The sequence below is a fragment of the Croceitalea dokdonensis DOKDO 023 genome, assembly GCF_001306415.1.
In the GTDB taxonomy this organism is placed as follows: domain Bacteria; phylum Bacteroidota; class Bacteroidia; order Flavobacteriales; family Flavobacteriaceae; genus Croceitalea; species Croceitalea dokdonensis.
This window is the reverse complement of sequence record NZ_LDJX01000004.1, coordinates 232310-256279: the sequence shown is the minus strand read 5'-3', so window position 1 is coordinate 256279 and position 23970 is coordinate 232310. Positions and strand designations below refer to the sequence as shown.

The window sequence follows — 23970 nt, the reverse complement described above, 5'->3', positions numbered from 1 at the left end:
TTTTGTACGTACTTGGTTTTTGTTTCATAGTTATTTCTGCACCAGTGCCTTAGCGGCGGCATAGGGAGATATTTGGTTGGTTTCCACTTGGTTTAGGAGTTGTTTTAGCCTATCCTTGGTTTGGCTATTGGCGTAAAACTGATGTTTTAATAAGGCGTCAACAGATTGTAAGAACCAATTTTTGTTCTGGTTGGTGCGGTTCTTGGCAAAATGACCGTTGGCTTTGGTCATGGTCATAAAATGGGAAATTGTTTCCCAGACCGCTTCAATACCAAGGTTGTGCAGCGCAGAACAGCTCAATACTGTGGGTGTCCATTGATTCTCCTTTGGGGGGTAAAGGTGTAGTGCTCTTTTAAACTCCCCTCGGGCTATTTTTACTTGGTTCAAATTGCTTCCGTCTGCTTTGTTGATGACAATGGCATCGGCCATTTCCATAATGCCACGTTTTATTCCCTGGAGTTCATCTCCCGCCCCTGCCAATTTCAATAACAGAAAAAAATCCACCATACTGTGCACGGCCGTCTCACTTTGTCCCACTCCTACGGTTTCTACCAAAACCACATCAAAAGCTGCCGCCTCACAAAGGATAAGGGTCTCCCGGGTTTTACGGGTAACACCGCCCAGTGCATCGCTTGCGGGTGATGGTCTAATAAAGGCATTTGGGTCTTTGGCCAAGGTTTCCATTCTGGTCTTATCGCCCAAAATGCTTCCTTTGGTAAAAGAACTGGAGGGGTCCACGGCTAGAACGGCTACTTTTTTGCCCATGGCCGTCAAAAAACCGCCCAGCGCTTCAATAAAAGTACTTTTGCCCACACCAGGAACACCGGTAATGCCAATCCGTATCCCCTTGGAAGGAATGGTAAGACATTGGTTGACCAAGTTTTCCGCAAGCTGGAAATCGCTTTCACGGGTACTTTCTATAAGCGTAATGGCTTGGGCCAACGCTGTTTTATCACCAGCAATAAGTTTGTTAAAAACAAGGGTAACATCTATGGATGCTTTCCTGAGTTTTCTGACTTTGTTGGCAATATGGGGTGCAGTATACTTGCTGGGCATTGTGTGTAAAGTATATGACTAAGATATGGTTTTCAGGGCAAATTTGTCTGTCTTTACCTTCTAGCTGATGCTGAACCTGATTTCTTGTATGGCATTGGGTTTTGGATTTCAATTTCACATAAGTTTAATAGGTCTTTTTGGGAAGGCTCATCGATATTCGTTAATTTTTCCATCAAATAAATAGAAAGATGAAAACGATATTTGAAGCAAAGGCAACAAACGAAGGAGGCCGTTCCGGCCATGTAAAAAGCGAGGATGGCGTATTGGATTTTAGCGTGGAAATGCCCACCTCCAAAGGAAAGGCAAATCCAGAAAGCAGTAATCCGGAAGAGCTGTTCGCGGCGGCATATGCCACCTGTTTTGCTGGGGCTTTACAACATGTGGCACAGGCAGAGGGTATTCAAGACCTTGGTGCTTTTCATGTGGCTGCTACGGTTTCCTTTAATAAAGATGAAGATGGGTTCTTTTTGGAAGCGACCTTGGATTCTTATCTGCCCACCTTGGACAGGCAGGCCGGGGAAAAACTCATCAATGCTGCCCATGACATCTGCCCCTACAGCAATGCAACAAGGGATAACATCACGGTACACTTGAACCTATTGGAAGATTAACCACTTTTTTTTAATGGTGCATCTAAAAAAGGTCGTGAAAACGACCTTTTTTTTGTTTTTAATTTTTTTGCCACATCAGAAAAAAAAGCGCGTCTTTAAGATAACCAAAAGCAAACAACAGCAGTCCAAGCATGCAGCATTCAGAACTGGTACACCAGTGTAAGGCCAATGACCGCAAGGCACAGCTTACCCTTTACAAGCAATATTGTGATGGTATGAAGTGCGTGGCTATGCGCTTTATAGATGATGGCGATGATGCTGAAGATGTGGTGCAAGAGGCATTCATCAAGGCCTTTCAGCGTATTTCACAATTTAAGGCAGAGGTCAGTTTTGGGGCCTGGTTAAAACGGATCGTAGTGAATCAAAGTTTGGATTTTATCAAGGCAAAAAAAGTGACCAATATAGCAATCGATGATAGTTATTTGGAGTTTTCAGAGGATTCCAGTTGGGAAGTGGAAGACGAAGCGACCGTAGATGAAGTCAAACACAGCATTCTGTCATTGCCTGAAAAGTATCGTTTTGTGGTTCAGCTTTTTTTGGTCGAAGGCTATGATCATGCAGAAATTTCGGAGATACTGGGCATTTCAGAAACCGCTTCTAGGACCCGGTTAATGCGTGGTAAAGCACTGGTAAAGGCATCTTTAAAAAAAATGAATTATGGCACAGGATCTTAGGGAACTATTCAGAAAACAGCGTCAGGAAAATACGCACCGAATGAAATCTGGTCATGAGGCTCGGTTTCTAGAACGGTTAGAGACTGAGCTTCCGCAGAGTAAAGGGCGGGCTCATATGAAATGGTTGGGAATAGCTGCGTCCATAGTGGTGCTTTTGGGCGTCATACTTTTTGTATTTCTTCAAAATCAAGAACCCCAAAGGGATATTCAAAATGAAGTGGTTGAGGTGAATACGGCGGAAAAAAAGACCATCTCCTTAGGCGATTTATCGCCACAACTCAAAAAAGTAGAGCAGTATTATGTGGCCAATATTAATTATGAACTTTCAAAACTGGAAATATCCGAAGAAAACAAAGAAATGGTGGACGCCTATTTAAAACGATTGGATGACCTCGATAAAGAATACGAAGCCTTGAACAGCGAATTGAACGATTTGGGGCCAAACGATCAAACCATTGAAGCTGCAATTACCAATTTAGAGTTGCGTTTGCAGCTTTTGATCAAGTTAAAATCAAAATTAAATCAATTAAAATCATCAAAAAATGAACAGGAATCAACAGCAGTTATGTAGTGTCTTACTGGCCGTATTGCTTACCACTGCGGCGGTTTGGGCACAAAAACAGACAAAGACCTTTACCGAACGGTTCAATGTGGATAGGAATACGGTACTCGCTCTAAATACCACCCATACAGATATCACCTTTGAAACTTGGGATAAGGATGAAGTTGAAATTATTGCAGCTGTTGTGTTGGAAGGGGCTACAGAAGAGGAGGCTGCATCCTATTTTAAGAATTCACCGTTTTACATAAAAGGTAATAGCAGGCAAATAGATGTTAGAACTACCGGTACCAATCATTGGGCAAATAATTTTGGTTCTATTTCAGAGTTTAATAGCGCTATTGCAGGTATAGAACCTTTATTCCTAGATTTAAAACTGCAAGAACTACCTGAAATGCCAGACTTAACCGAACTACCTGAAAGGCGCGAATTATCAGAAATACCCATTGAAAAGTTTGATTATGATGCTTATGAGATACAAGGGGATACCTATTTAGAAGAATGGACTACCAATTTTAAAAAGCATTTTGAGGAACGTTATGAACAACAGTTCAAATCTTGGGGCGAAGCTTATGAGCGGCAGGTGTTGCTAAGGGCGGAACAATTGCAACTGCGTGCGGAAGAGCGGGCCAATAGATTGAAATCAAGATTAGGAGCACCAAAAGAGCGTATGACAGCTTATGAAGAAAGAAGAAAAAAACTAGTTGAGGAACGAGTTGAAAAGCTAGCTGATCGGGCATCACAAAGTGCAGAAAAAATAACTGATTATCAGGCAAAAAGGAATAAACTAGTGCAACAAAGAAGGGAATCTTTGGATTTAGAAGAATCAAAAAAATCTCCGGCCACGTTAAAAATAAAGGGTGCGTCAGAATCCAAACAAAAAGAAATTTTAAAACAATATGAACTATTGGGTTTTAAGGTTGTACCATTTGAAACAAAAAGCAATATGTTCTACCTGTTTGATAAAGATAATGGCAACGAGAGTAGGAAAATTAAAAAAAGTATTCATATTAAATTACCTAAATCCGTTCGTTTAAAGCTGGATGTAAAACATGGAGAAATTCTACTGGCAGATATTACCGAAAATATTGATGCGCGGTTAAAATATGTGAACTTTACAGGATTTCAAGTCGATGGAAAAAAATCTAAAATAGAAGCCAATTATTCCCCTATCTCCATAAGCAAGTGGTTGAACGGTACTTTAGAGGCAAATTATTCCAAAGGCATTTATGTGGGTGAGATTGAAAACATCAACCTTAAAACCACAGCTTCTGAGGTTACCATTGATAAGATACTAAAGAATGCCCGTTTGGTTTCGGATTTGGGTAGCCTTAATGTGAATAGTATTTCACAAGGTTTTAAAGAATTTTATATAGCAGTTACCAATGGTGACCTTGAATTGAATTTGCCATCAAAACCTTTTAATCTGTATTTAGTTGAAGAATTTTCAGAAGTTAACTATCCTAAAAGTTTAGATATTAACAAATATACAGTACCAAATACCAGTTCGGATTTTACATCCTCTGGCTCCAATAAACGCCGTGACCCCAGCGTTATCATCAGTGCTAAATACAGTGAAGTAACCCTTAAGCAATAACAGGGTGTTTAATGCGCCCCTTCCTCCTTTAAAAACGTTGGAAAATTTTCTTTAAACCTATTTAATCTTGGGATGGAAACCGCTTTGATATACCCTTGGTTTGGGTTTCTGCGTTCAAAATCCTGATGGTAATCCTCTGCCTTCCAAAAGGTATCGAACTTTACCACTTGGGTCACGATAGGGGAGTCATACACCATTTCCTTTTCCAAGGCTTTGATATAATTGCGAATCACTTTTTCTTCTCTATCGTTTTTAAAAAATGCAATGGAACGGTATTGTGCACCACGGTCCGGACCTTGCCGGTTTAACGTAGTGGGATCATGGGATCCAAAAAAGACCTGAACCAATTCCTGGAATGAGATGGTTTTTGGATCATAATACACTTCTACCGCCTCTGCATGACTGGTCCTGCCATAGGCCACATTCTCATAAGTTGGATTCTTTTCTGTCCCTCCGGAATAACCGGAAATAACCTCTTTTACCCCTTTCACACTTTCAAAAATTGCCTCTACACACCAAAAACAACCACTTGCAAAATAAGCAGTTTCGTACTCTTGGAGAGCTGCCGGGGACAGTATCAATTTGGGGGCATCAGCTTTGGCCGTTTCCACTTCTTTTTTATTGTTTTTGGATTGGCATGATAGCCCTAAAAGTAGGCTAAAGGCCAGTATGGCATATTTCATCGGAACGCAATTTTTTATTTTGTCGAAAAATACATAGCCCATTACGGTTTTCGTAGTAAAAAAATGTTAAGTTTTAAAGTTTGATAGTCTCCCCAATGTTGGGCAATAACAATTGTTTTCCGTTTTCCTTAAAATACCGTATCGCCTTTTCTTTATCTAATTGAATGGGAGGGAAGGTATCATAATGGCAACCAATCACTTGATTGCACTGCACAAAATTCGCGGCAAGGAGCGCGTCCTCATAACCCATGGTAAAATTATCACCAATAGGTAAAATAGCGATGTCCAGTGAAGGACATGTTTTAGGAATAAGTTGCATGTCTAGGCTTAGGGCGGTATCTCCGGCAATATAGATACAGTGTTGCTGGTTGCTAAGGACAAATCCGCCCGGATTTCCACCGTAGCTGCCATCTGGCAACATACTGGAATGAATGGCATTTACGAATTTGAGCATGCCAAAATCAAATAGTTTTTTACCGCCATGGTTCAGCGGATGGCCTAAAATTCCTTTTTTTCCAAACCATTCCACAAGTTCATAGTTAGCGATTAAAAGGCAATTGGGATTGTTGGAAACAATGGTTTCAACGTCCAATATATGATCTTGATGCCCATGGGTGAGCAGGATATAGTCTGCCTTAAGACTTTCCACAGCGACTGATTTTGCCAATTCATTTGCCGTGATAAAAGGGTCGACAATAAGTCTTTTCCCCTGTATTTCTATTAAAAAAGATGCGTGTCCAAGAAATGTAATCTCCATATTTTTGTGATGTTCATTTTTTCATTATTAAAAATACAAAATTGAATGCTGATCCCGATACTGGTCTTTAGGTCACCATTAAAATTGAAATGGTATGCAGTTATCCCATGTTTTTGAAGGCAAGCCCTCTATTGCTATTTTGGACCATGGTATTCCGTTGGCCAATTATGTAGCGCTGGATTTATCAGAGGGCAACAACGCCCTTAGTTCTATTGATATAACCAATCCCAAGGTTTGTGAGGCCTACATCACATCTGTTTTGGAACGCCAAGGCGCTCAGGTAGCTTATGGGGGATATTTGGAGAAAAGGAATCTGTACAGCGCCTCCGCACGGTTTAGTGAGGGTGACCAGCGTAAAATTCACCTTGGGCTGGACTTTTGGTGCAGTGCGGGTACCAAAGTAATTACCCCCCTGACTGGAACCGTACATAGTTTTAAAAACAACCATGATACTGGAAATTATGGCCCAACCATTATCCTTAGGCATGAAATTGGGCCCCATAGCTTTTACTCACTTTACGGCCACCTCTCTCTAGACTCCCTATACAACCTTTATGTGGGTCAGCTATTTAAAGAGGGTGAAGTGCTGGCCACCCTTGGCACGCCAGATATCAATGTGGGTTATGCACCACATCTGCACTTTCAACTTATATTGGAACTGGGAGATTACGTGGGCGATTATCCCGGGGTATGCAGTGAAAAGGACCTTTTATTTTATCAAAATAACTGTCCAAACCCCAATTTGGTCTTAAACCTGGTTTAGTTTTCATCGGTAAAATACCTAGCAATTCGGTGAGTGGTATTGGCTTGTCTTTACACTGGTCGATGCTTTGGTACACTTTGTCCTTTTTTAGGTTTTTTACCGAGAAATATAAGGTTCACAGCGAGTTAACTACTTATGACCTACGCTTCTAGGGTACTTTTAGATGGAATTAAGTACCCAAATTATGAAACCCATCTTAACCACAATCGTCATTTTTGTTTTTACTGCACTATCCTTTGCCCAAGAAGTTAAACTGACCAATAAAACCAGCGATACCATAAAAGAATCCAGTACTGTGGATGCAATCCAGAAATCTACAACCAAGGTAGAAGAGGACCAAATGGTACGTCTTTATATGTTTAAAAATTCCAGAATTAAAAAGGAGCTGGCTTTTAAAACCATACGTAACAAAACTAAAATAGCATAATCATGACCCCATTAGCCTTACTTTCTGTATTCATATTTTTGGGACTAGGTCTAGCACTAAATCTATTAATTCCATCCTTAAAGGGGGTAACAATTCCCACACGCTCCGAAGGGCTAAATAATAGCAACAAGCCATAGTGCCAAAACACATTAAATGATTGATAAAGCCTATTTCATTCCAGGCTGTTTAATCTCATAATTTTCTTCCGATTTTTTGGCATCGACCATTTTTTTTACTTCCTTCAACAAACCTTTGGCATCATAAATAATTCCATCCTTAATGGTGTATTTTACACCACCAGCGCGAACCACTTTATTGTCATCTGTTAGTTTTATGGCTCCCGTTCCGTATAGCACCTTTAAATTTTTTAGTGGATTTTCTTCCACAATTACAAAATCGGCAAGCTTGCCAATGGCCACTGTGCCTATTTCATCTGCCATTCCAAGGGCCTCAGCTCCGTTTAAGGTGGCTGAGCGTATCACCTCCAAAGGATGGAAACCCGCCTCCCGAAGCAATTCCAGTTCCCTAACATAGGCGAAACCATATAGTTGAAAAATAAATCCGCTATCCGAACCTGCCGTTACGCGGCCGCCGCGGTTTTTGTATTCATTGATAAAGGTCATCCACAACTTGTAGTTGGCGCGCCATGCCACTTCTTGTTCCGTGCCCCAGTCATGCCAATAGGAACCATGGCTGATTTTACTGGGTTGGTAAAATTCCCAAAGGGACGGTAGTGTATAATCCTCGTGCCATTCTGCCCTTCTTGCACGATGCAAATCACGACTGGCCTCATAGATATTAAAGGTGGGGTCCAGGGTAAAGTCCAGTGCTATAAGTTCATTCATCACGCTATTCCAATGGTCAGAGTAGGGTGGGGCCGCCTGTGTCCAAAGTTTACCGGCTTCTTCAAACCTATGCTGTTCATTTTGGTAGTTGTAGTCTAGGGGGTAGTCTTGTAAGGTCCTGTCCGTAAATAGGGCTTCTGGCAACCCATACCAGTGTTCCATGCTGGTAAGACCGGCCCTAGCGGAATTTAAGACATTCCAACGGGCAACATCCATTTGGGCATGATGGCAGGCAGATCGCAGTCCGAGTTTTTTATTTTCATCCAATGCGGCCGACATGATTTCTGGAGGGGCGCCAAAGAATTTAATGCCATCGGCACCTTTTTTAGCATTGGCGCGCACCCATTCCCTTGCCTGTTCTGGGGTGCTAATGGGTTGGTCACTACCTTGTCCAAAGCCAGTATAGACCAAGACCCTAGGAGCAATAATCTCGTTTTTGGCACTTCTTTCTTTTAAATCCAAGGCCCAGTCCACACCCCGGCCGCTAGGTTCCCTTACAGTGGTAATGCCATGGGCCATCCAAAGCTTAAACACATAATCATAATCTGCTCCTTGGGACACCCCTCCAATATGCCCGTGCATATCCACAAACCCAGGTAGAAGGTACATGCCCGTACAATCCAATTCTTTTCCACCTGCTTTTAATTTGGGTCGGCGAGCCTCATTGATAGCTACACCAGGATACCCCACTACTTGAATTTTGACGATTTTGTTGTTTTCTACCACAATATCAATTGGTCCCCTTGGTGGGGCACCGTTACCGTTTATCAAGGTAACACCCCTGATGATAAGTTGTGGATAGGGGCCTTCTTGCAGTTTGTCTTGTGAAATTGCGGCCTGGAAAAGGCAAAAAACGATTAGAAATGCAAAAGGTTTTTTCATGGGTGTTGGTTTATAATTTTTTACGAATGAGGAACTTCACGTTTTGAACATTATTCGGGAACATCAATCTTATCACCTAAGAATAAAGCATTAAGAAACAAACGATTAGTGCCATACCAAGTTCCCCTAAAATTTGGATTGTCCGCAAACAGAATTGCCCTTCCCCTGCCCATTTTACTAACGACCAAGGACGCAGCTTTGTTTAAAAACTCCTCTTTGTTCTTTTCTGTAATAAAGCCATCTATATGCGCATCCTTACTATACTTTGCCACAGTAGCGTATTCATTTTTACTGGGCTGTACCCATATGCTATTGTTCTTATACACCGGTATTTGCTGGTCTCTATATCCAAAGGCCAGTGGATGGGTCACATCCAAGTCCACCTTTAGAATAATGCCACCTACTTCTTCCTTGCCAATATTTTCAGGGGCATCCACGTAGGGCTTTCGGCTTACGGTAGCTGTTGAATCCTGTTTGGAGGGAACCAAACTTTCTTTAACCAATTTCTTGTCTATGGCCCATTTTGTCGCAGTGCCTATGGTGATTAAGGTGTTGCCCTTGGCTACCCAGGTTTTGATACGTTCCAATTGTGATGTCGTTAGATTGTACCTGCCAGAAACCATAACTAGCGTATTGTAGTTATCGAACCTGATACTGTTAAAATTCCGCAAGGGTATTTTGGTAATGGGCATGTGTACCCTGGTATCCAACAAATGCCAAACTTCACCAGCCTCATAGGACCTTACCCCATCACCAATGAGCATCATGGCTTTTGGTTTGGTTAAGGGAGACACATATCTACTGCCCAAATCTATGCCTTTTGTGTTGTATCCCGTTTCAACGCCAAATGCAGGAATTTTGAATTTCTTTTGGGCTTTCGCCACTAGCTCAAAAACGGCCTTTGCGTCTTTTTTCTGTAAACTGACGGGGACTACCAGTGCCCCATAATTAAAGCTCTTTTGTCCTGCGTTGGTTATGGTGCTAAATGGTTTAAATGATGACGAAACCACCAGCCCATTGGACTGTAAATAATGCAAGGCAGCAACAGCATTATAGTCATCATAATCCAAAATATAGGCATAGTCAGACGCTACAACAGGGGTATTGGTCACTAAATTCTCTGTGGATTCAACTTTGTTGCCAAGGTTTAGACTATTGGTGGGCCTATATTTCATATTGTAGAAATTGGCAACGGACCAAGCAGAAGCATCATAGTAGACACTATCTTGGTATTTGCTGTACGTTTCAAACATGGTCTGTACCATACGGTATTGGGGTTGGTTGGTGGGCACCACATAGCCATTGTCTTGTTGGTATACATCTACCTTGTGCAATAAAAGTTTATCTATAAAGGCTTTTACGCGGTTTTGATCAAAGTCGTCCTTAAAATAATAACCCTTTATCCTTCCTTTTGTGGCGTTGGTAAGAGCGCTTTTAAAGAACTTTTGTTGGTATTTTCTTAGGTATGCCTTGTTTTCCACTGCGGCCTTTACCGTTGTCATGCTAGAGGTGTATTGGTTACGAATGGTGAAAGGGAAGGTGATCTCACCAAAGGCTGTGGTCTGTTTGTGGCCTCGAGAACTTGCCTGTTCAAACAGTAACCCTAGACCACCTTGGAGATCTGGATAGGAGGATCCGTAGCCTGGATATGTGCCATCAAACACCTCCTTGGTAAAATAAAAGGAGCCAATACTGTCCAGTGCTTTTGCAAAATAATCCCCAAAAAGGTTGTTTAAATCCTCATAGTTTTCTTTCGGCATTATGGGATTTAGGGAGCCATTGGTTTTCATCGGCTCAAAAAAGTAACTGCTCTGACTTCCCATTTCATGAAAATCAGTAACTACATTAGGATACCATTGATGGTACCACGTTAATTTTCCACGACTTTCTGGATGTATGCCCAAAAGCCAGTCCCTATTAAGATCAAACCAGTAATGGTTGGTTCTCCCTCTTGGCCAATACTCGTTATGTTCCGCATCTGCCGGATCTGCCACCAGTGGATTTCCCTGATAGCTGTTTGCCCATTGGGTATGCCTATCCCTTCCGTCAGGATTGATCGTTGGATCAATCATGATAATGGCATTTTTTAGGTAGTTGGAAACTTCGGAATGGTCAGACGCCACTAGGGTATAGGCGGTAAGCAGGGCGGCTTCTGAACTGGAGGGTTCGTTACCATGCACGTTATAGGCTAGATTGATAAAAATGGGTACTTCATCATAATTGGTGACCGATTGGTTAACGTCGTTGAAAGCTAAATGCTTTGCCTTTATATCGGACAGATTAGCGTGGTTCCCAGGTGTGGTCACGGTTAACATTACCAGCTTTCTCCCTTCATACGTTTGCCCGTATTCATAAAGCGTGGCGCGGTTGGATACTTCTGCCAGTTTTGTAAAGTAGGCAACGATCAAATCATGTCTGGTATGCCTTTCACCAATGCCATAGCCCAAAAATTCTTCTGGTGATGGAATGGCTTCATTAAAGGGTCGGTATTTTTCAAAAAAATAATCTTGGGAAAATGTGTTGGCACTAAAAAGAAGCGCCAAGAAAAGTAATCTTTTGGACATTGGGCGGATATTTTTTGAGTTAGCACTTAAAGATAACCAACTACCAGAAAACACACCAATTAATCTATGGAATTAAAATCGTCCACCACTTCTTGAAAAATAACTTGATAGTATGTTCCGTTGGTGGTGGTATCTCGCTGGGCGGAACCTCTTAGTTGCTTGGAAAGATTATGGATTAATTTTAATCCCAAGGATTTGGTGTTCTTTGGGTTCACATCTTTAGGGAAACCGATGCCATTGTCCCCAAGGTACATTTCATAGCTGTTGTCACCTTTTTTACTGAGTTGGACCAAAATTTCCCCTTTGGCGTCTCCAGGTAACCCATATTTTAATGCGTTGGTCACGGTCTCGTTCACAATTAAGCCTAAAGGAATTACCGTATCTATGCTCAATTTAAAATCACCTACATCTAATTTAAGTTTAATGTCCTCGCTGTTGCCTTTTACGGAGCGAATCAAATACTCGCAAAGTTCCTTAAAATACGGTTTTAAGGTAACCTTGGAACTATAGTCATCCCTTTTGTGCAACATTTCGTGCACCATGGCCATGGATACCACTCTGTGCTGGCTACTCTTGATAATACTGCCTATTTTATCATCTTGGATGGCCCGGGACTGCAAGCTCAATAGGCTCGATACAGTTTGGAGGTTGTTTTTAACCCGGTGGTGCACCTCTTTTAGGAGCATATCCTTCTCTAGGATTTTAGCTTCTAACTGATTGTTGTTTTCAAGGCTTTGCGCTACTGTTTTTGAAAAAAATATACTGAAAACCAAGCATATGACGATACAAGATATCGCTAAGGTAAGCCATATATTGCCCACAGTAATGGCCACGAAAATAGCCGCGCCAATAGCGATACATAACCCAATAAGGTTAATTACCTTAAATTGGTCCAGTTTTGACTTTAAGCCGTTTTGGTGCTGGGTCGGTTTTTCCATTAAAAAGTCAAATTACACAAATAAAAAGACATTTGTGGCAGAAAATTAACGGGGTGTAATCTAAGGGTAAAACTACAGCGTTTTTTATGGATAATCAAAAACGGCGACCAATAATAAGCCGCCGTTCATTCTTGCAGTGCACATGGGTGTATCTACCCATTGGTCAATACCCATTCCCCTTTTTCAATAAGAGGCTCTGCCTGTTTGTACTTTACCGTCTTACTTTCTCCGGAAAGGACATTTTTTATGGTGACCCGTTCATTTCTACCAATTTTGGGTCGTTCCCGCGTAATGGTTTCCGTTTTTTGCGGACGTTGCCCTTGGGTCTGTCCTGCCGCCCTACTTTTAGCTGCAAGCTCATCACTATTGGGGATTTCTTCCTTAGAGGTTTTTAAATGCTGTTTGGGACGCCTTACAGCGCTTGCCGCCTGAACTTGATTTGGATTTTCTGACGGAAGCTCTCCTTTGAACAGGAAGGAGATGACCTCTTTGTTCACTTTGTCTATCATGTTCTTAAAAAGCTCGAAGGCCTCAAACTTATAGATCAAAAGTGGATCTTTTTGCTCATGGACCGCCAATTGCACGGATTGCTTTAACTCGTCCATTTTACGCAAATGGGTTTTCCAGGATTCATCTATAATGGCAAGGGTGATGTTCTTTTCAAAGTCATTGATCAATTGTTTTCCATTACTGTCATACGCCTCTTTAAGGTTGGTCACCACGCTCAATGTTTTGATACCGTCCGTAAATGGAACTACTATTCGCTCAAATTTATTGGTTTGGTCCTCATAGACATTTCTAATAACGGGAAAGGCTATCTCTGCACTACGTTGCATTTTAGTCTGGTAATGCTCGTAGGCTTGTTCATAAACCCTATTGGCGATTTCTTGAAAACCTAGTTTCCCAAAATCTTCCTCGCCTACGGGAGAGGTGATGGAGAAGTACTTAATTAGCTCAAATTCAAAATTTTTAAAATCTTCCGCCGCTTTGTTGGTTTCCGAAATCACCTCACAGGTATCATAGATCATGTTGGCAATATCTACCTTGAGCCGCTCTCCCTGTATGGCGTGCCTTCTTCTTTTATAGACCACCTCTCGTTGGGCATTCATCACATCATCATACTCCAATAAACGCTTGCGGATACCAAAGTTGTTTTCCTCCACTTTTTTCTGGGCCCGCTCTATGGATTTGGTCATCATGGAGTGCTGAATGACCTCACCTTCTTCCAGTCCCATTTTATCCATCATTTTTGCAACCCTGTCCGAACCGAACAGGCGCATCAAATTATCCTCTAGCGATACGTAAAACTGCGAACTTCCAGGGTCTCCCTGACGCCCGGAACGACCACGAAGCTGTCTGTCCACACGTCTGGAATCATGCCTTTCCGTGCCAACAATGGCCAAACCTCCTGCAGCCTTCACCTCTGGTGATAGTTTAATGTCCGTACCACGCCCTGCCATATTGGTGGCAATAGTGACCACTCCGCCCTTACCGGCCTCGGCAACCACATCTGCCTCTTTTTTGTGTAGTTTGGCGTTTAATACGTTGTGCGGTACTTTACGAACGCTCAAGAGTTTTGATAATAATTCCGATATCTCTACGGAGGTGGTGCCTATCAATACAGGCCTTCCCGCTTTTGAAAGTTGGGTTACCTCTTCTATGATGGCATTGTATTTTTCACGTTTGGTCTTATAAATAAGGTCATGCCTGTCATCACGCGCTATGGGTCTGTTGGTGGGTATCTCAACAACGTCTAATTTATAGATTTCCCAGAATTCTCCAGCCTCTGTAACCGCGGTACCCGTCATCCCCGCCAGTTTATTGTACATCCTAAAGTAGTTTTGAAGGGTAATGGTGGCAAAGGTCTGGGTAAGGGCTTCAATCTTTACGTTTTCTTTGGCTTCAATGGCTTGGTGCAATCCATCTGAGTAGCGCCTGCCATCCATAATACGGCCCGTCTGCTCGTCCACGATCATCACCTTGTTATTCATGACCACATATTCCACGTCTTTTTCAAACAGGGTATAAGCCTTTAAAAGCTGGCTCATGGTATGGATGCGTTCACTTTTTACGGCAAACTCCTTAAATAGATTTTCTTTAAGTTCTGCTTCTTTTTCAATGTCCAGGTCTTGACCTTCAATCTTTGCAATTTCCCCACCGATATCCGGCATCACAAAGAAATCCGGGTCTTGGTCGCCAGAAATGTACTCTATACCCTTATCGGTAAGCTCTATTTGGTTGTTTTTTTCTTCTATGGTAAACAGCAAGTCCTCATCTACCTTGGGCATTTCACGGTTGTTGTCCTGCATGTAAAAATTTTCGGTCTTTTGCAACAATTGCTTCACCCCTTCCTCGCTCAAAAATTTAATGAGCGCTTTGTTTTTGGGCAGACCACGATGTACGCGTAACAACAGGAAGCCGCCTTCCTTGGTGTCTCCGGCCGCAATACGTTTTTTGGCCTCTGCCAGTACGCCCGTTAAATGCTGTCGTTGTTTTTGGACAATATCCGCCACCTTGGGTTTTAGTTCATTGAATTCATGGCGATCCCCTTCTGGAACAGGCCCTGAAATAATAAGTGGTGTTCTGGCGTCATCGATTAAGACGGAATCGACCTCATCCACAATGGCGTAATGGTGTGGGCGTTGCACCAAATCTGTTGGGGTATGTGCCATGTTGTCCCGGAGGTAGTCAAAACCAAATTCGTTGTTGGTGCCATAGGTGATATCAGAATTATAAGCTTTTCTCCTTCCGTCAGAGTTAGGTTGGTGCTTATCAATACAGTCTACAGAAAGCCCATGAAATTCAAAAATAGGTGCCATCCAAGCGCTGTCCCTTTTGGCCAAGTAGTCATTTACGGTAACCAAGTGCGCGCCCTTGCCGGATAGGGCATTAAGGTATAAGGGTAAGGTTGCCACCAAGGTCTTCCCTTCACCGGTCTGCATTTCTGCAATTTTACCTTGGTGCAGTGCAATGCCCCCAATGAGCTGAACATCATAATGTACCATGTCCCAAGTGACCTCTTTGCCAGCAGCGTCCCAAGTGTTTTTCCAAATGGCACTGTCCCCATCAAGCGTTACGTAATCTGCGGTACCGGACAGGTGGCGGTCAAATTCTGATGCGGTAACGGTAATGGTCTGGTTGTTGGCAAAGCGTTTTGCCGTTTCCTTGACCACTGCAAACGCTTCTGGAAGTATTTCGTTAAGTACTTCTTCCGAGATTTTATAAGCTTCCTCGGTGAGCTTATCAATCTCGCCATAAATTTCCTCATTTCTGTCAATGTCCGTTGAGGTTTCCACCTCCGCTTTTAAGCCATCAATTTTTTCATTGGTTGCCGCGCATCGCTCTGCGATACGTTTTTTGAAATCTACCGTCTTTTGGCGGAGTTCATCATGGCTCAATCCTTCTAAGGCAGCTTCAAAGGACTTTATTTGTTTTACCAAGGGCTGCATGGATTTCACATCTTTTTCAGACTTATCGCCAACAAAAACCTTGAGTACGGAATTTAAAAAACTCATAAAAACTATTTTATATTTCCAACGGATGGGACAAATGTTCTAAGGGACTTTTGTGTTACCCAACCATTTATGGTTACAACCATCGGATGTAGACGGCTAAGCTTTGTAAGGTACAATAGCCGTTCCAGATTTAATATTCACCAATTTTGTCCAATTGGCTGTCAAAATTACATAAAAAAAGCCTCAAAAATGAGGCTTGTCAATGTTGTTATATGAGGAATGTTTAATATTCGTCTTCATTCCAGAGATAATCCTCCTCTGTTGGATAATCTGGCCAGATCTCTTCGATGGATTCGTAAATTTCGCCACCTTCTTCTTCCATGGATTGTAAATTTTCTACAACCTCTAAAGGCGCCCCTGTCCTAATAGCATAATCTATTAATTCGTCTTTGGAGGCTGGCCATGGCGCATCACTTAAATATGAGGCTAATTCTAACGTCCAGTACATAGTAACGGTTTGATTTTAAATTTTTTGCAAAAATAATTTTTAAACCCAATTGGCCAAGTAAATCAGCAATTATTTAAAAATATTTTAAATAACTAGTGCAGTAACGAAAAAAACGATAGTTTATTTGTCTGTTTTTTCCGGAATCCACTTCACCTCTTTGGCCTGCAATTCCATCGCCAATTTTCGTGCCAAGACAAAAAGATAGTCAGATAACCTATTTACGTACCTTAAAACACCTGAAGGAACAGGCTCATTTTCATGCAATAGGGAAATCATACGCTCCGCCCTCCTACAAACCGTTCTGGCAATGTGACAGTATGACACTGTGGTGTGGCCACCAGGAAGTATGAAATGGGTCATTTCCGGAAGGGAATCGTTCATCATGTCCATTTCTTTTTCCAATAGGGTGATGTCTTCCTCATGAATCCTGGCTATTTTAAGCCTATTATCTTTTGTGGGCTCTGTGGCGAGTATGGCACCCACGGTAAATAGCTTGTTTTGGATTTGGGCAAGTATTTCCTTGTGGTGCCCAGCCATATTTTGATCCCGGACCAGTCCCAAGTAACTATTGAGTTCATCTACGCTACCATAGCTCTCTATCCTAATATGGTGTTTGGGTACCCTCTTGCCCGTAAAAAGCGAGGTGGTTGCCTTATCCCCAGTCTTGGTATAGATTTTCATTCTTTGTGTCTTTGTTTGCCCTCCATAAATTTTCTTGACCTACGCGCCCTGTTCCTACGCTTGTTCTGAAACAAGATGACCAAATAGATAAGGGCAGCCCCTCCAAATATGTAGTAAATGATATCATCCATAGTGTCTTCCTTTACTTTCCGAAATTACTTTTTTATATCCGTATCGTAAAATGTTGTTTTTCTTGTTCTTTCCTAAAAAATATCATCCCACAGGAATAAAAATCAATGCTTACGGAGATTTGTGGCCATTCTATAAGGGTTCGCCACGCGTGGAAGGCATGGGAATCCTTTCTAATATGGTTAATTAGGACAAAGCTATCATTGTGAACGTCTTCCGCTGACACCAAGGAAAGCGGCTCCTTTTCCATATGCTCTACATAGATGACGTCCAATGGGGCCTCCTGTCCAAGGATTGGATGTTTTTCCACTAGTTTGGCTGTGTAGCCCTCGTTCCCAATAATGCGAGCTCGTCTGATATTAAAATAGCGACTGCTTTTCAATAAAATATCCAGTGTTTTATCTTTTGAAAGCTTTGGTTTTTGATACAAAGCTTGGGTTAAAAAATTAAAGACAAAAGGGGAGTGCACATCATGCTCATTGGTAGCGCGAACTATGTACTTAACGTAGGATTGTAATTTGAACAACATCATAAGGTCTTATAGCTTTTTCCCTAGCGATATCAGCCCTCTAATTGTGCGCCCAGCTCAAACCAACGCTCGGTTTTGGTATCTATGGCTTGTTCCAGCTCGCCCAGTTCAATGGACAATTGGTTAATCTCATCCCCAGAAAGTGTGGCATCCGTAAACTTTTCCTGCAAGGTTTGCTTTTGGTCTTCTAATTGCTGAATTTCCTTTTCTAGCCTGTTGTATTCTTTCTGTTCGGTATAACTTAGTTTTCCGGTGTTATCCTTTTGCTTCCAATGCTGTTTTTCCGATTTTTCCTTGTTTCCACTTTTTTCTTCACGTTCTTCTAAAAGTTTACTGCTTTCATAAGAACGGTAGTCAGAATAATTGCCGGGGAAATCCTCGATAACCCCATTGCCAAGGAATACAAACAAATGATCCACTATTTTGTCCATAAAATACCGGTCATGGGAAACCACGATCAAACAGCCGGGAAAATCCAACAGAAAACTTTCCAAAACATTTAGGGTTACAATGTCCAGGTCGTTGGTGGGTTCGTCCAAAATTAAAAAGTTGGGATTCTGGATAAGTACCGTACATAAATACAAACGCTTGCGCTCCCCACCGCTAAGTTTTTCAACAAAATCGTACTGCTTTTTTCGGTCAAATAAAAATCGCTCCAGCAGCTGTTGGGCAGAGATTTGCCGTCCCTTTTTTAAAGGGATAAAATCCCCGTAGTCCCGGATAACATCAATTACCTTTTGCCCCTCTTTTGGGGCGATGCCCTTTTGGGTATAATACCCAAATTTAACGGTATCGCCAATCACGATCTTCCCGCCCGCACTTGGTTCCCTTCCCGTAAGAATATTTAAAAAGGTGGATTTGCCGGTGCCATTTTTTCCAATGACACCAATGCGTTCCCCTTTGGTAAAGGAGTAATCAAACTTATCCAGCATGATGTTGTCCCCAAAGGATTTGGACACCTTGTGGAGCTCCACGATCTTACTGCCAAGGCGTTCCATGTTCAGCTCTAGTTGTACCTGGTGTTCCTGCCTCCGTTTACTGGCCCTAGACTTTATTTCATGGAAATCGTCTATACGGGATTTGGATTTGGTGGTCCTTGCCTTGGGTTGCCGCCGCATCCAGTCCAGTTCTTTTTTGAAGAGTAGCTTGTCCTTGTGCTGTTCCACGGCCTCCCGTTCCAAACGGGCTTCCCTTTTTTCCAAATAGTAAGAATAATTGCCCTTGTAACTGTACAGTTGGTTGTTGTCCAGCTCTATGATTTCATTACAGACCCGTTCCAAAAAATAACGGTCGTGGGTCACCATAAATAGGGTGATGTTTTCTTTTTTAAAAAAATCTTCCAACCATTCGATCATTTCCAAATCCAAATGGTTGGTAGGCTCATCAAGAATCAGCAAATCTGGTTTGTTGATGAGCGCATTGGCCAGTGCCAAGCGTTTCTTTTGGCCACCGGAAAGCACGCCCACTTTTTTATCCAATTCGTTTAAATTGAGTTTAAAGAGGATTTGTTTGTACTGTGTTTCAAAATCCCATGCCTGAAAACGTTCCATGGCCTCAAATGCTTTCTGGAACGCCTCTTGATCATCCGGTTGTTGCACCGCTTCTTCATACCGTGCGATTACGGATAGTATTTCATTGCCAGAATCAAAGATGGTTTCTTCTACCGTAAGCTTTGGATTGAGGTCTGGCTCCTGCTCAAGAAAGGATATTTTAATTCCCTTTCTGGTGGTTACCTGTCCCGTTTCCGTGCTGTCTTTTCCGGATATGATATTGAGAATGGAGGTTTTACCACTTCCATTTTTGGCGATCAAGGCTATTTTCTGGTCTTTGTTGATACCAAAGGAGATGTTGGAGAAGAGCACAAGTTCCCCGTATGATTTTGATAGGTTTTCAACGGTGAGTAGGTTCATGCTTTTGCCATTTTAAGTAAGAATAGGTACCTCGTGGCCAAAACAAGCATGAGCACTATGTTTAATGGCGATATTATTTGAATACCAATAATCCAAATGATGATGGCCATGACCATTAGGCCCAGTGCCATTTTTACATAAATGCCGAGCCACACTGGTTGTTCCTTTGCGCGCAACAGCGCAAAACTTACAAGGAGGTTAAGGGGTAAAAGCCATAAAAAGTTAAAATTGAGCTCGGTCACTTTATGGTTGGTCGCAAACCAAAGCAGCATCACAATAAGCCCAGCCATTCCACTACTGAAAAATAGGGCAAAGTCTAGCCATCGGCTACGACTGTTATGCTTTATATCAATGTAGGTGATAACGCTTACAAAGAGCAGCACGGCCAAAAACCAAAAAAGGGGAGTGGTCAGAAAATGGGATCGGTAACGGATATCCGCATAATCAAGGATACTACGTTCCCTTAGCACCAGGGGTTCACCTTTAATGCTGGCATTATCTAGTTGGTCCATGGCGTAATAGGGCAAAAACATGTGCTGGCGCAGTGTTGCGGTTTTATCCGTGATACCACCAAAGGCCAAATCTATGCCAAACGCCCCCCAGGTGTTGGAATCAATGTATTGGTGCACCAGTTGCCTAAAGGTATACAGTTGCTTAAGGTGGGTGTCATGGAATACAACATCGCTTCCCAATCTGTCTTTTAGGATGTCTCCCGTTATGGTAGAACAGTTATTGAACAAGGGGTCATAGGCATAATCCCGGTTTTCTGGTCGGTAATCTTTTTCGAATAAAGCAAATAGGGCATTGGTTTCTTGCTGGGATAAATTGAGCAATTGTTCCTTTACCCATCGTTTTTCCAGTTCATAACCGTATAAAAAGCCCTCAAAGCTTCTGCGCGATAGGGAATAGATGAGTTTCCCCTTTGCAAAATTCAGATAAAAGTTAGGTTGGTCAAAATCAAAGGTGCCATAATTATATACCACATCTATACCAAGGCTGGTATCTTGGACCCTAAAGGCGGTATGTCCAAATGCGGTATATAAAACGTCTCCAGAGGAGCAGGTGAGAACGCTGATCTGGGCTTTTTCCGTTAAGGTAGGCAACTTGGCTCCCAAGGCATAAAGCCCGGTACACAGCCATAAAAAAATAAAGATATTTTTTTTCATACCAACAGGGCAAATATCAACATATTTGTTGGAGTGCAAATAGTCCCAACCAACTAATCCCTAATTTTTAGTTTATTTTTACAAAAACTATATTTATGAAGAGGCATATTCCTAATTTCATTACCCTGCTCAATCTTTTTTGTGGTTGTATCGCCACCGTTTTTGCAGTAATGAATCAGTTGGAATTTGCTGCCATTTTTGTGTTTATGGGTATTTGTTTCGATTTTTTTGATGGCCTTGCAGCGCGCCTCCTTGATGTACGAAGCGAATTGGGCGTTCAACTAGATTCCCTTGCTGACATGGTTACCAGTGGGCTTGTGCCGGGCGTCGTTATGTTTCAACTATTGAATTTGGCCAGTAAAGGTGGCTGGAATCTGGATTTATTTGGTATGCATACGGAGGTGCAACTGCTTCCTCTTTTCGGTTTTATCATCACCTTGGCATCTGCATATCGTTTGGCCAATTTTAACGTGGATGAAAACCAGGTTTCCTCTTTTTTGGGTTTGCCAACGCCTGCAAACGCCCTGTTGATTTTGTCTTTGCCGTTGATTTTATTTTATCAAAATACCACGGTGCTTCATGAGGTTATTTTAAACCAATGGGTGCTTCTGGGGATTACTTTGATCAGCGCATACCTGCTCAACGCCAACATACCCTTGTTTGCCCTCAAATTCTCTAATTGGTCTTTTAAGGACAATGCGGTAAAGTACCTTTTTCTCCTAGCAAGCCTAGTGTTACTGATCACCCTTAGGTTTTTGGCTGTTCCTATCATCATTTTACTTTACATTGTAATGTCCTTATTGGATAAAAAATCGATGGCATGAAATTGTACGTCCATTCTATTTTAGCCTCTTTTTCTGTGCTATGCGCATCTTTGTGTGGCTGCCCAGAAGATGATTATGTGCCGCCCGTTACCTATGAGGTACAACAAAACCAACTTGTATTTGTGGATGGTGATAGGTTTAACTATGCCGTGGGGGATACCTTATGGTTAAATGTACAGGTTCCGCAACGTGTCATAGATGAAATAACGGGACAGTCATATGATATTTTTGAAATAACGGGTGCCACAGAGGCGAGAATATCCCTAAAACTGGAAAAGGAAAGTAGTTTCACCAAGCCCTTTTTGGTTAATTTTTCGCAAGAAGATTTGGTGCTTGAAGCAGGTGTCTTTCAGATTCCAGAATTTGAAACCACGCAATTGGCATTGGATGTGAACTACCAGGACGATGCGTATAGGCTGCGAATAGGGTTTCTTTTAAAAGAGGCGGGGGTTTACCAGTTATCTGGGTTCTACGGCAACGATTGGCAGTTTGGTTTTTATGATACCGATTTTGGTAAATTGCCCCAAGAGTATGTTTTTGTGACGACTACCGTACGTGGTGCTGCAAATGGAGCACTTCGCTTTACCGTGGTAGAATAGTCTTTTCCACAGTCGCTATGGTACACAACCCTATACCTTTTTCTATTGGAATTGCTTAGTTTTTACAGCACAAACGCAACAATGCTTTTAGGGAAATAAAACCCCATATTGGTTTTTATCGTACATACGGTAAACAAAACCAGATTCCCATGAAACGATTTCTTTCCCTATGCGCAATTGTTGCAACCTATGTACTATGCTGTTCCCATGAACTTTTTTTTAAAGCCGATTCTTATTTTTTCAGCCCAAATACGCAAGCTACGCTTTTCTTGTTTAATGGGACTTTTGATAAAAGTGAAAATACTATTGATCGAGACCGAATTTCTGATGCACAACTGCTTGGTCCAAACTATAAGCTAGCGCTTAAAGAGGATATGTTTTATGATATAAACCAAACCACGTATATGAGATTTTCGGTGGGTGACGTGGGTACCTATGCAGGGGGCATTTCTACCAAGCCAAGAATGATTTCCATGGACGGCCAGGCGTTCCAAGACTATTTGGAACATGAAGGATTGGAGGATACCATGGCGGAAAGAATGGCAACGGGTACCCAAGATGTTGCGGTCAAGGAAAAATATGCAAAGCACGTAAAGACGTTGTTGCAGGTGGGTGATAAAAATACGCCAGAGTTTGGTGCCTATTTTGGGTTTCCTATAGAGTTTGTGGCAAAGACCAATCCTTATACCGTGGGTAAAGGAGAAGCGGTAAGCTTTCAATTATTGAGCGCCGGTAAACCCCTTGCGAACCATATTTGCCATTATAGTACAAGCATGCCGGGTTTAGACGCACATGACCACGAACGTTCTGCACGTACCGATGCCAACGGTATCATCAAGATATTTCCGAATCGCAGCGGCCAGTGGTACATAGCTACCATTCACATGGAAAAAAGTGCGGAGGACGGTGTGGATTATGAATCTAACTGGGCTACCCTGACTTTTGCGATTAGATAGGTGTTCTTTAGTGTGAAGTTTGGCAACCAATGTGCCCACCTTTGGCAAATTTAGTATTGTGCGTGTGGATGCTCTTAAAAGTCCAACTTCTTTTTACGAAGCTCAAAGTTTTGCCCTAAATAAACTTGCCGAACCATTTCGTCTTTGGCCAAATCCTCTGGAATCCCTGCTTTTAGGATACCACCTTCGAACATGAGGTAAGAGCGTTCTGTGATGGCCAAGGTTTCCTGCACGTTGTGATCGGTAATAAGGATACCTATGTTTTTGTTCTTTAATTGGGCTACGATGCGTTGTATATCCTCAACGGCAACGGGGTCCACCCCGGCAAAGGGTTCATCCAAGAGGATGAACTTAGGGTCCGTGGCCAAGGCCCTTGCAATTTCCGTACGTCTGCGTTCGCCACCAGAAAGCAGGTCACCCCGGTTTTTGCGGATATGCCCCAAGCTAAATTCATCTATGAGCGATTCCATTTTCATATGCTGTTCCTTCTTGGAAAGCGTGGTGGTCTGGAGTACGCTGAGAATGTTTTTTTCGATGCTTAATTTTCTAAAGACAGATGCTTCTTGCGCCAAATACCCAATACCGTTCTGTGCCCTTTTGTACATGGGGAAATTGGTGATTTCCATATCGTCCAGATAAATATGGCCCCCATTGGGCTTGATCAAGCCAACGATCATGTAGAAAGAGGTGGTTTTACCGGCACCGTTAGGCCCCAACAAGCCAACAATTTCACCCTGGTTTACCTCCAAGGAGATGCCTTTTACCACTTTCCTGCCGCGGTAAGCTTTCATGATATTTTCTGCGCGTAACTTCATCTAGTATTCAAATCTAAACATATTCATATTCAATGAAAATGC

22 protein-coding genes are annotated in these 23970 nt (G+C 42.2%); 9 read left to right on the top strand and 13 right to left on the bottom strand.

Annotated elements, in window-relative coordinates:
- Window positions 1-30: 30 nt before the first annotated feature.
- Window positions 31-1056, bottom strand: coding sequence for a methylmalonyl Co-A mutase-associated GTPase MeaB (meaB, locus tag I595_RS10185; protein ID WP_054559315.1), 1026 nt, complete (start codon window positions 1054-1056; stop codon window positions 31-33).
- 188 nt (window positions 1057-1244) lie between these two features.
- Between meaB and I595_RS10180 the strand changes: the two genes are divergently transcribed.
- From I595_RS10180 to I595_RS10165, 4 genes are all read left to right on the top strand, one after another.
- Window positions 1245-1667: an Ohr family peroxiredoxin gene (locus tag I595_RS10180; RefSeq protein ID WP_054559314.1), complete on the top strand. Its 423-nt coding sequence runs from the start codon at window positions 1245-1247 to the stop codon at window positions 1665-1667.
- A gap of 131 nt (window positions 1668-1798) precedes the next feature.
- On the top strand, window positions 1799-2341 hold the full coding sequence (locus I595_RS10175) for an RNA polymerase sigma factor (RefSeq protein ID WP_054559313.1): 543 nt from the start codon (window positions 1799-1801) through the stop codon (window positions 2339-2341).
- Window positions 2325-2912 (top strand): hypothetical protein, encoded by a 588-nt coding sequence (locus I595_RS10170; RefSeq protein ID WP_054559312.1) that lies wholly within the window; start codon window positions 2325-2327, stop codon window positions 2910-2912. The genes I595_RS10175 and I595_RS10170 overlap by 17 nt, the downstream gene beginning before the upstream one ends.
- Window positions 2884-4497, top strand: coding sequence for a hypothetical protein (locus I595_RS10165; RefSeq protein WP_054559311.1), 1614 nt, complete (start codon window positions 2884-2886; stop codon window positions 4495-4497). Before I595_RS10170 ends, I595_RS10165 begins: the two co-directional genes overlap by 29 nt.
- Window positions 4498-4505: 8 nt before the next feature.
- On the opposite strand, the gene msrA is transcribed toward I595_RS10165, so the two are convergent.
- Window positions 4506-5180: a peptide-methionine (S)-S-oxide reductase MsrA gene (gene msrA / locus I595_RS10160; protein WP_054559310.1), complete on the bottom strand. Its 675-nt coding sequence runs from the start codon at window positions 5178-5180 to the stop codon at window positions 4506-4508.
- Between the two features lie 73 nt (window positions 5181-5253).
- Window positions 5254-5937: a metal-dependent hydrolase gene (locus tag I595_RS10155; RefSeq protein WP_054559309.1), complete on the bottom strand. Its 684-nt coding sequence runs from the start codon at window positions 5935-5937 to the stop codon at window positions 5254-5256.
- A gap of 94 nt (window positions 5938-6031) precedes the next feature.
- On the opposite strand from I595_RS10155, the gene I595_RS10150 reads away from it, so the two are divergent.
- Together I595_RS10150 and I595_RS10145 are read left to right on the top strand one after the other, a co-directional pair.
- The gene (locus I595_RS10150) at window positions 6032-6700 is read left to right on the top strand and encodes a peptidoglycan DD-metalloendopeptidase family protein (RefSeq protein ID WP_054559308.1); all 669 of its coding nucleotides are present in this window, start codon (window positions 6032-6034) and stop codon (window positions 6698-6700) included.
- A 184-nt stretch (window positions 6701-6884) separates the two neighbouring features.
- The gene (locus I595_RS10145; RefSeq protein ID WP_157449718.1) at window positions 6885-7127 is read left to right on the top strand and encodes a hypothetical protein; all 243 of its coding nucleotides are present in this window, start codon (window positions 6885-6887) and stop codon (window positions 7125-7127) included.
- Window positions 7128-7294: 167 nt separating this feature from the next.
- Here the strand turns inward: I595_RS10145 and I595_RS10140 are convergent, their stop codons facing one another.
- The 9 genes from I595_RS10140 to I595_RS10100 form a co-directional block, all read right to left on the bottom strand.
- Window positions 7295-8854 (bottom strand): amidohydrolase family protein, encoded by a 1560-nt coding sequence (locus I595_RS10140; protein ID WP_054559306.1) that lies wholly within the window; start codon window positions 8852-8854, stop codon window positions 7295-7297.
- Between the two features lie 50 nt (window positions 8855-8904).
- Window positions 8905-11418: a M14 metallopeptidase family protein gene (locus tag I595_RS10135; RefSeq protein WP_054559305.1), complete on the bottom strand. Its 2514-nt coding sequence runs from the start codon at window positions 11416-11418 to the stop codon at window positions 8905-8907.
- A gap of 59 nt (window positions 11419-11477) precedes the next feature.
- Complete coding sequence (locus tag I595_RS10130; protein ID WP_054559304.1) at window positions 11478-12356, bottom strand: sensor histidine kinase; 879 nt, start codon at window positions 12354-12356, stop codon at window positions 11478-11480.
- A 152-nt stretch (window positions 12357-12508) separates the two neighbouring features.
- Window positions 12509-15871 (bottom strand): preprotein translocase subunit SecA, encoded by a 3363-nt coding sequence (gene secA, locus I595_RS10125; RefSeq protein ID WP_054559303.1) that lies wholly within the window; start codon window positions 15869-15871, stop codon window positions 12509-12511.
- Window positions 15872-16094: 223 nt separating this feature from the next.
- Window positions 16095-16319 (bottom strand): DUF2795 domain-containing protein, encoded by a 225-nt coding sequence (locus I595_RS10120; RefSeq protein ID WP_010520089.1) that lies wholly within the window; start codon window positions 16317-16319, stop codon window positions 16095-16097.
- A 120-nt stretch (window positions 16320-16439) separates the two neighbouring features.
- Entirely contained in the window at window positions 16440-17000 is a 561-nt protein-coding gene (locus tag I595_RS10115) for a cob(I)yrinic acid a,c-diamide adenosyltransferase (protein WP_054559302.1), read from the bottom strand.
- A gap of 163 nt (window positions 17001-17163) precedes the next feature.
- Window positions 17164-17661 (bottom strand): hypothetical protein, encoded by a 498-nt coding sequence (locus I595_RS10110; RefSeq protein WP_157449717.1) that lies wholly within the window; start codon window positions 17659-17661, stop codon window positions 17164-17166.
- 29 nt (window positions 17662-17690) lie between these two features.
- The gene (locus tag I595_RS10105; protein WP_054559300.1) at window positions 17691-19568 is read right to left on the bottom strand and encodes an ABC-F family ATP-binding cassette domain-containing protein; all 1878 of its coding nucleotides are present in this window, start codon (window positions 19566-19568) and stop codon (window positions 17691-17693) included.
- A complete protein-coding gene (locus tag I595_RS10100; RefSeq protein ID WP_054559299.1) occupies window positions 19565-20734 on the bottom strand; it encodes a lipoprotein N-acyltransferase Lnb domain-containing protein in 1170 nt (389 codons plus the stop codon). Before I595_RS10100 ends, I595_RS10105 begins: the two co-directional genes overlap by 4 nt.
- Before the next feature lie 95 nt (window positions 20735-20829).
- On the opposite strand from I595_RS10100, the gene I595_RS10095 reads away from it, so the two are divergent.
- From I595_RS10095 to I595_RS10085, 3 genes are all read left to right on the top strand, one after another.
- Entirely contained in the window at window positions 20830-21558 is a 729-nt protein-coding gene (locus I595_RS10095) for a CDP-alcohol phosphatidyltransferase family protein (RefSeq protein WP_054559298.1), read from the top strand.
- Window positions 21555-22157, top strand: coding sequence for a hypothetical protein (locus I595_RS10090; protein ID WP_054559297.1), 603 nt, complete (start codon window positions 21555-21557; stop codon window positions 22155-22157). The genes I595_RS10095 and I595_RS10090 overlap by 4 nt, the downstream gene beginning before the upstream one ends.
- A 149-nt stretch (window positions 22158-22306) precedes the next feature.
- Entirely contained in the window at window positions 22307-23113 is an 807-nt protein-coding gene (locus I595_RS10085) for a DUF4198 domain-containing protein (RefSeq protein ID WP_054559296.1), read from the top strand.
- 74 nt (window positions 23114-23187) lie between these two features.
- Here I595_RS10085 and lptB read toward each other — a convergent pair whose 3' ends face one another.
- Window positions 23188-23928: an LPS export ABC transporter ATP-binding protein gene (gene lptB, locus I595_RS10080; protein ID WP_054559295.1), complete on the bottom strand. Its 741-nt coding sequence runs from the start codon at window positions 23926-23928 to the stop codon at window positions 23188-23190.
- Window positions 23929-23970 lie beyond the last annotated feature (42 nt).

Excerpts from the sequence above, each read along its gene's own strand:
- meaB (WP_054559315.1), bottom strand. The coding sequence starts at position 1,056 with ATGCCCAGCAAGTATACTGCACCCCATATTGCCAACAAAGTCAGAAAA.
- I595_RS10180 (WP_054559314.1), top strand. The coding sequence starts at position 1,245 with ATGAAAACGATATTTGAAGCAAAGGCAACAAACGAAGGAGGCCGTTCC.
- I595_RS10175 (WP_054559313.1), top strand. The coding sequence starts at position 1,799 with ATGCAGCATTCAGAACTGGTACACCAGTGTAAGGCCAATGACCGCAAG.
- I595_RS10170 (WP_054559312.1), top strand. The coding sequence starts at position 2,325 with ATGGCACAGGATCTTAGGGAACTATTCAGAAAACAGCGTCAGGAAAAT.
- I595_RS10165 (WP_054559311.1), top strand. The coding sequence starts at position 2,884 with ATGAACAGGAATCAACAGCAGTTATGTAGTGTCTTACTGGCCGTATTG.
- msrA (WP_054559310.1), bottom strand. The coding sequence starts at position 5,180 with ATGAAATATGCCATACTGGCCTTTAGCCTACTTTTAGGGCTATCATGC.
- I595_RS10155 (WP_054559309.1), bottom strand. The coding sequence starts at position 5,937 with ATGGAGATTACATTTCTTGGACACGCATCTTTTTTAATAGAAATACAG.
- I595_RS10150 (WP_054559308.1), top strand. The coding sequence starts at position 6,032 with ATGCAGTTATCCCATGTTTTTGAAGGCAAGCCCTCTATTGCTATTTTG.
- I595_RS10145 (WP_157449718.1), top strand. The coding sequence starts at position 6,885 with ATGAAACCCATCTTAACCACAATCGTCATTTTTGTTTTTACTGCACTA.
- I595_RS10140 (WP_054559306.1), bottom strand. The coding sequence starts at position 8,854 with ATGAAAAAACCTTTTGCATTTCTAATCGTTTTTTGCCTTTTCCAGGCC.
- I595_RS10135 (WP_054559305.1), bottom strand. The coding sequence starts at position 11,418 with ATGTCCAAAAGATTACTTTTCTTGGCGCTTCTTTTTAGTGCCAACACA.
- I595_RS10130 (WP_054559304.1), bottom strand. The coding sequence starts at position 12,356 with ATGGAAAAACCGACCCAGCACCAAAACGGCTTAAAGTCAAAACTGGAC.
- secA (WP_054559303.1), bottom strand. The coding sequence starts at position 15,871 with ATGAGTTTTTTAAATTCCGTACTCAAGGTTTTTGTTGGCGATAAGTCT.
- I595_RS10120 (WP_010520089.1), bottom strand. The coding sequence starts at position 16,319 with ATGTACTGGACGTTAGAATTAGCCTCATATTTAAGTGATGCGCCATGG.
- I595_RS10115 (WP_054559302.1), bottom strand. The coding sequence starts at position 17,000 with ATGAAAATCTATACCAAGACTGGGGATAAGGCAACCACCTCGCTTTTT.
- I595_RS10110 (WP_157449717.1), bottom strand. The coding sequence starts at position 17,661 with ATGATGTTGTTCAAATTACAATCCTACGTTAAGTACATAGTTCGCGCT.
- I595_RS10105 (WP_054559300.1), bottom strand. The coding sequence starts at position 19,568 with ATGAACCTACTCACCGTTGAAAACCTATCAAAATCATACGGGGAACTT.
- I595_RS10100 (WP_054559299.1), bottom strand. The coding sequence starts at position 20,734 with ATGAAAAAAAATATCTTTATTTTTTTATGGCTGTGTACCGGGCTTTAT.
- I595_RS10095 (WP_054559298.1), top strand. The coding sequence starts at position 20,830 with ATGAAGAGGCATATTCCTAATTTCATTACCCTGCTCAATCTTTTTTGT.
- I595_RS10090 (WP_054559297.1), top strand. The coding sequence starts at position 21,555 with ATGAAATTGTACGTCCATTCTATTTTAGCCTCTTTTTCTGTGCTATGC.
- I595_RS10085 (WP_054559296.1), top strand. The coding sequence starts at position 22,307 with ATGAAACGATTTCTTTCCCTATGCGCAATTGTTGCAACCTATGTACTA.
- lptB (WP_054559295.1), bottom strand. The coding sequence starts at position 23,928 with ATGAAGTTACGCGCAGAAAATATCATGAAAGCTTACCGCGGCAGGAAA.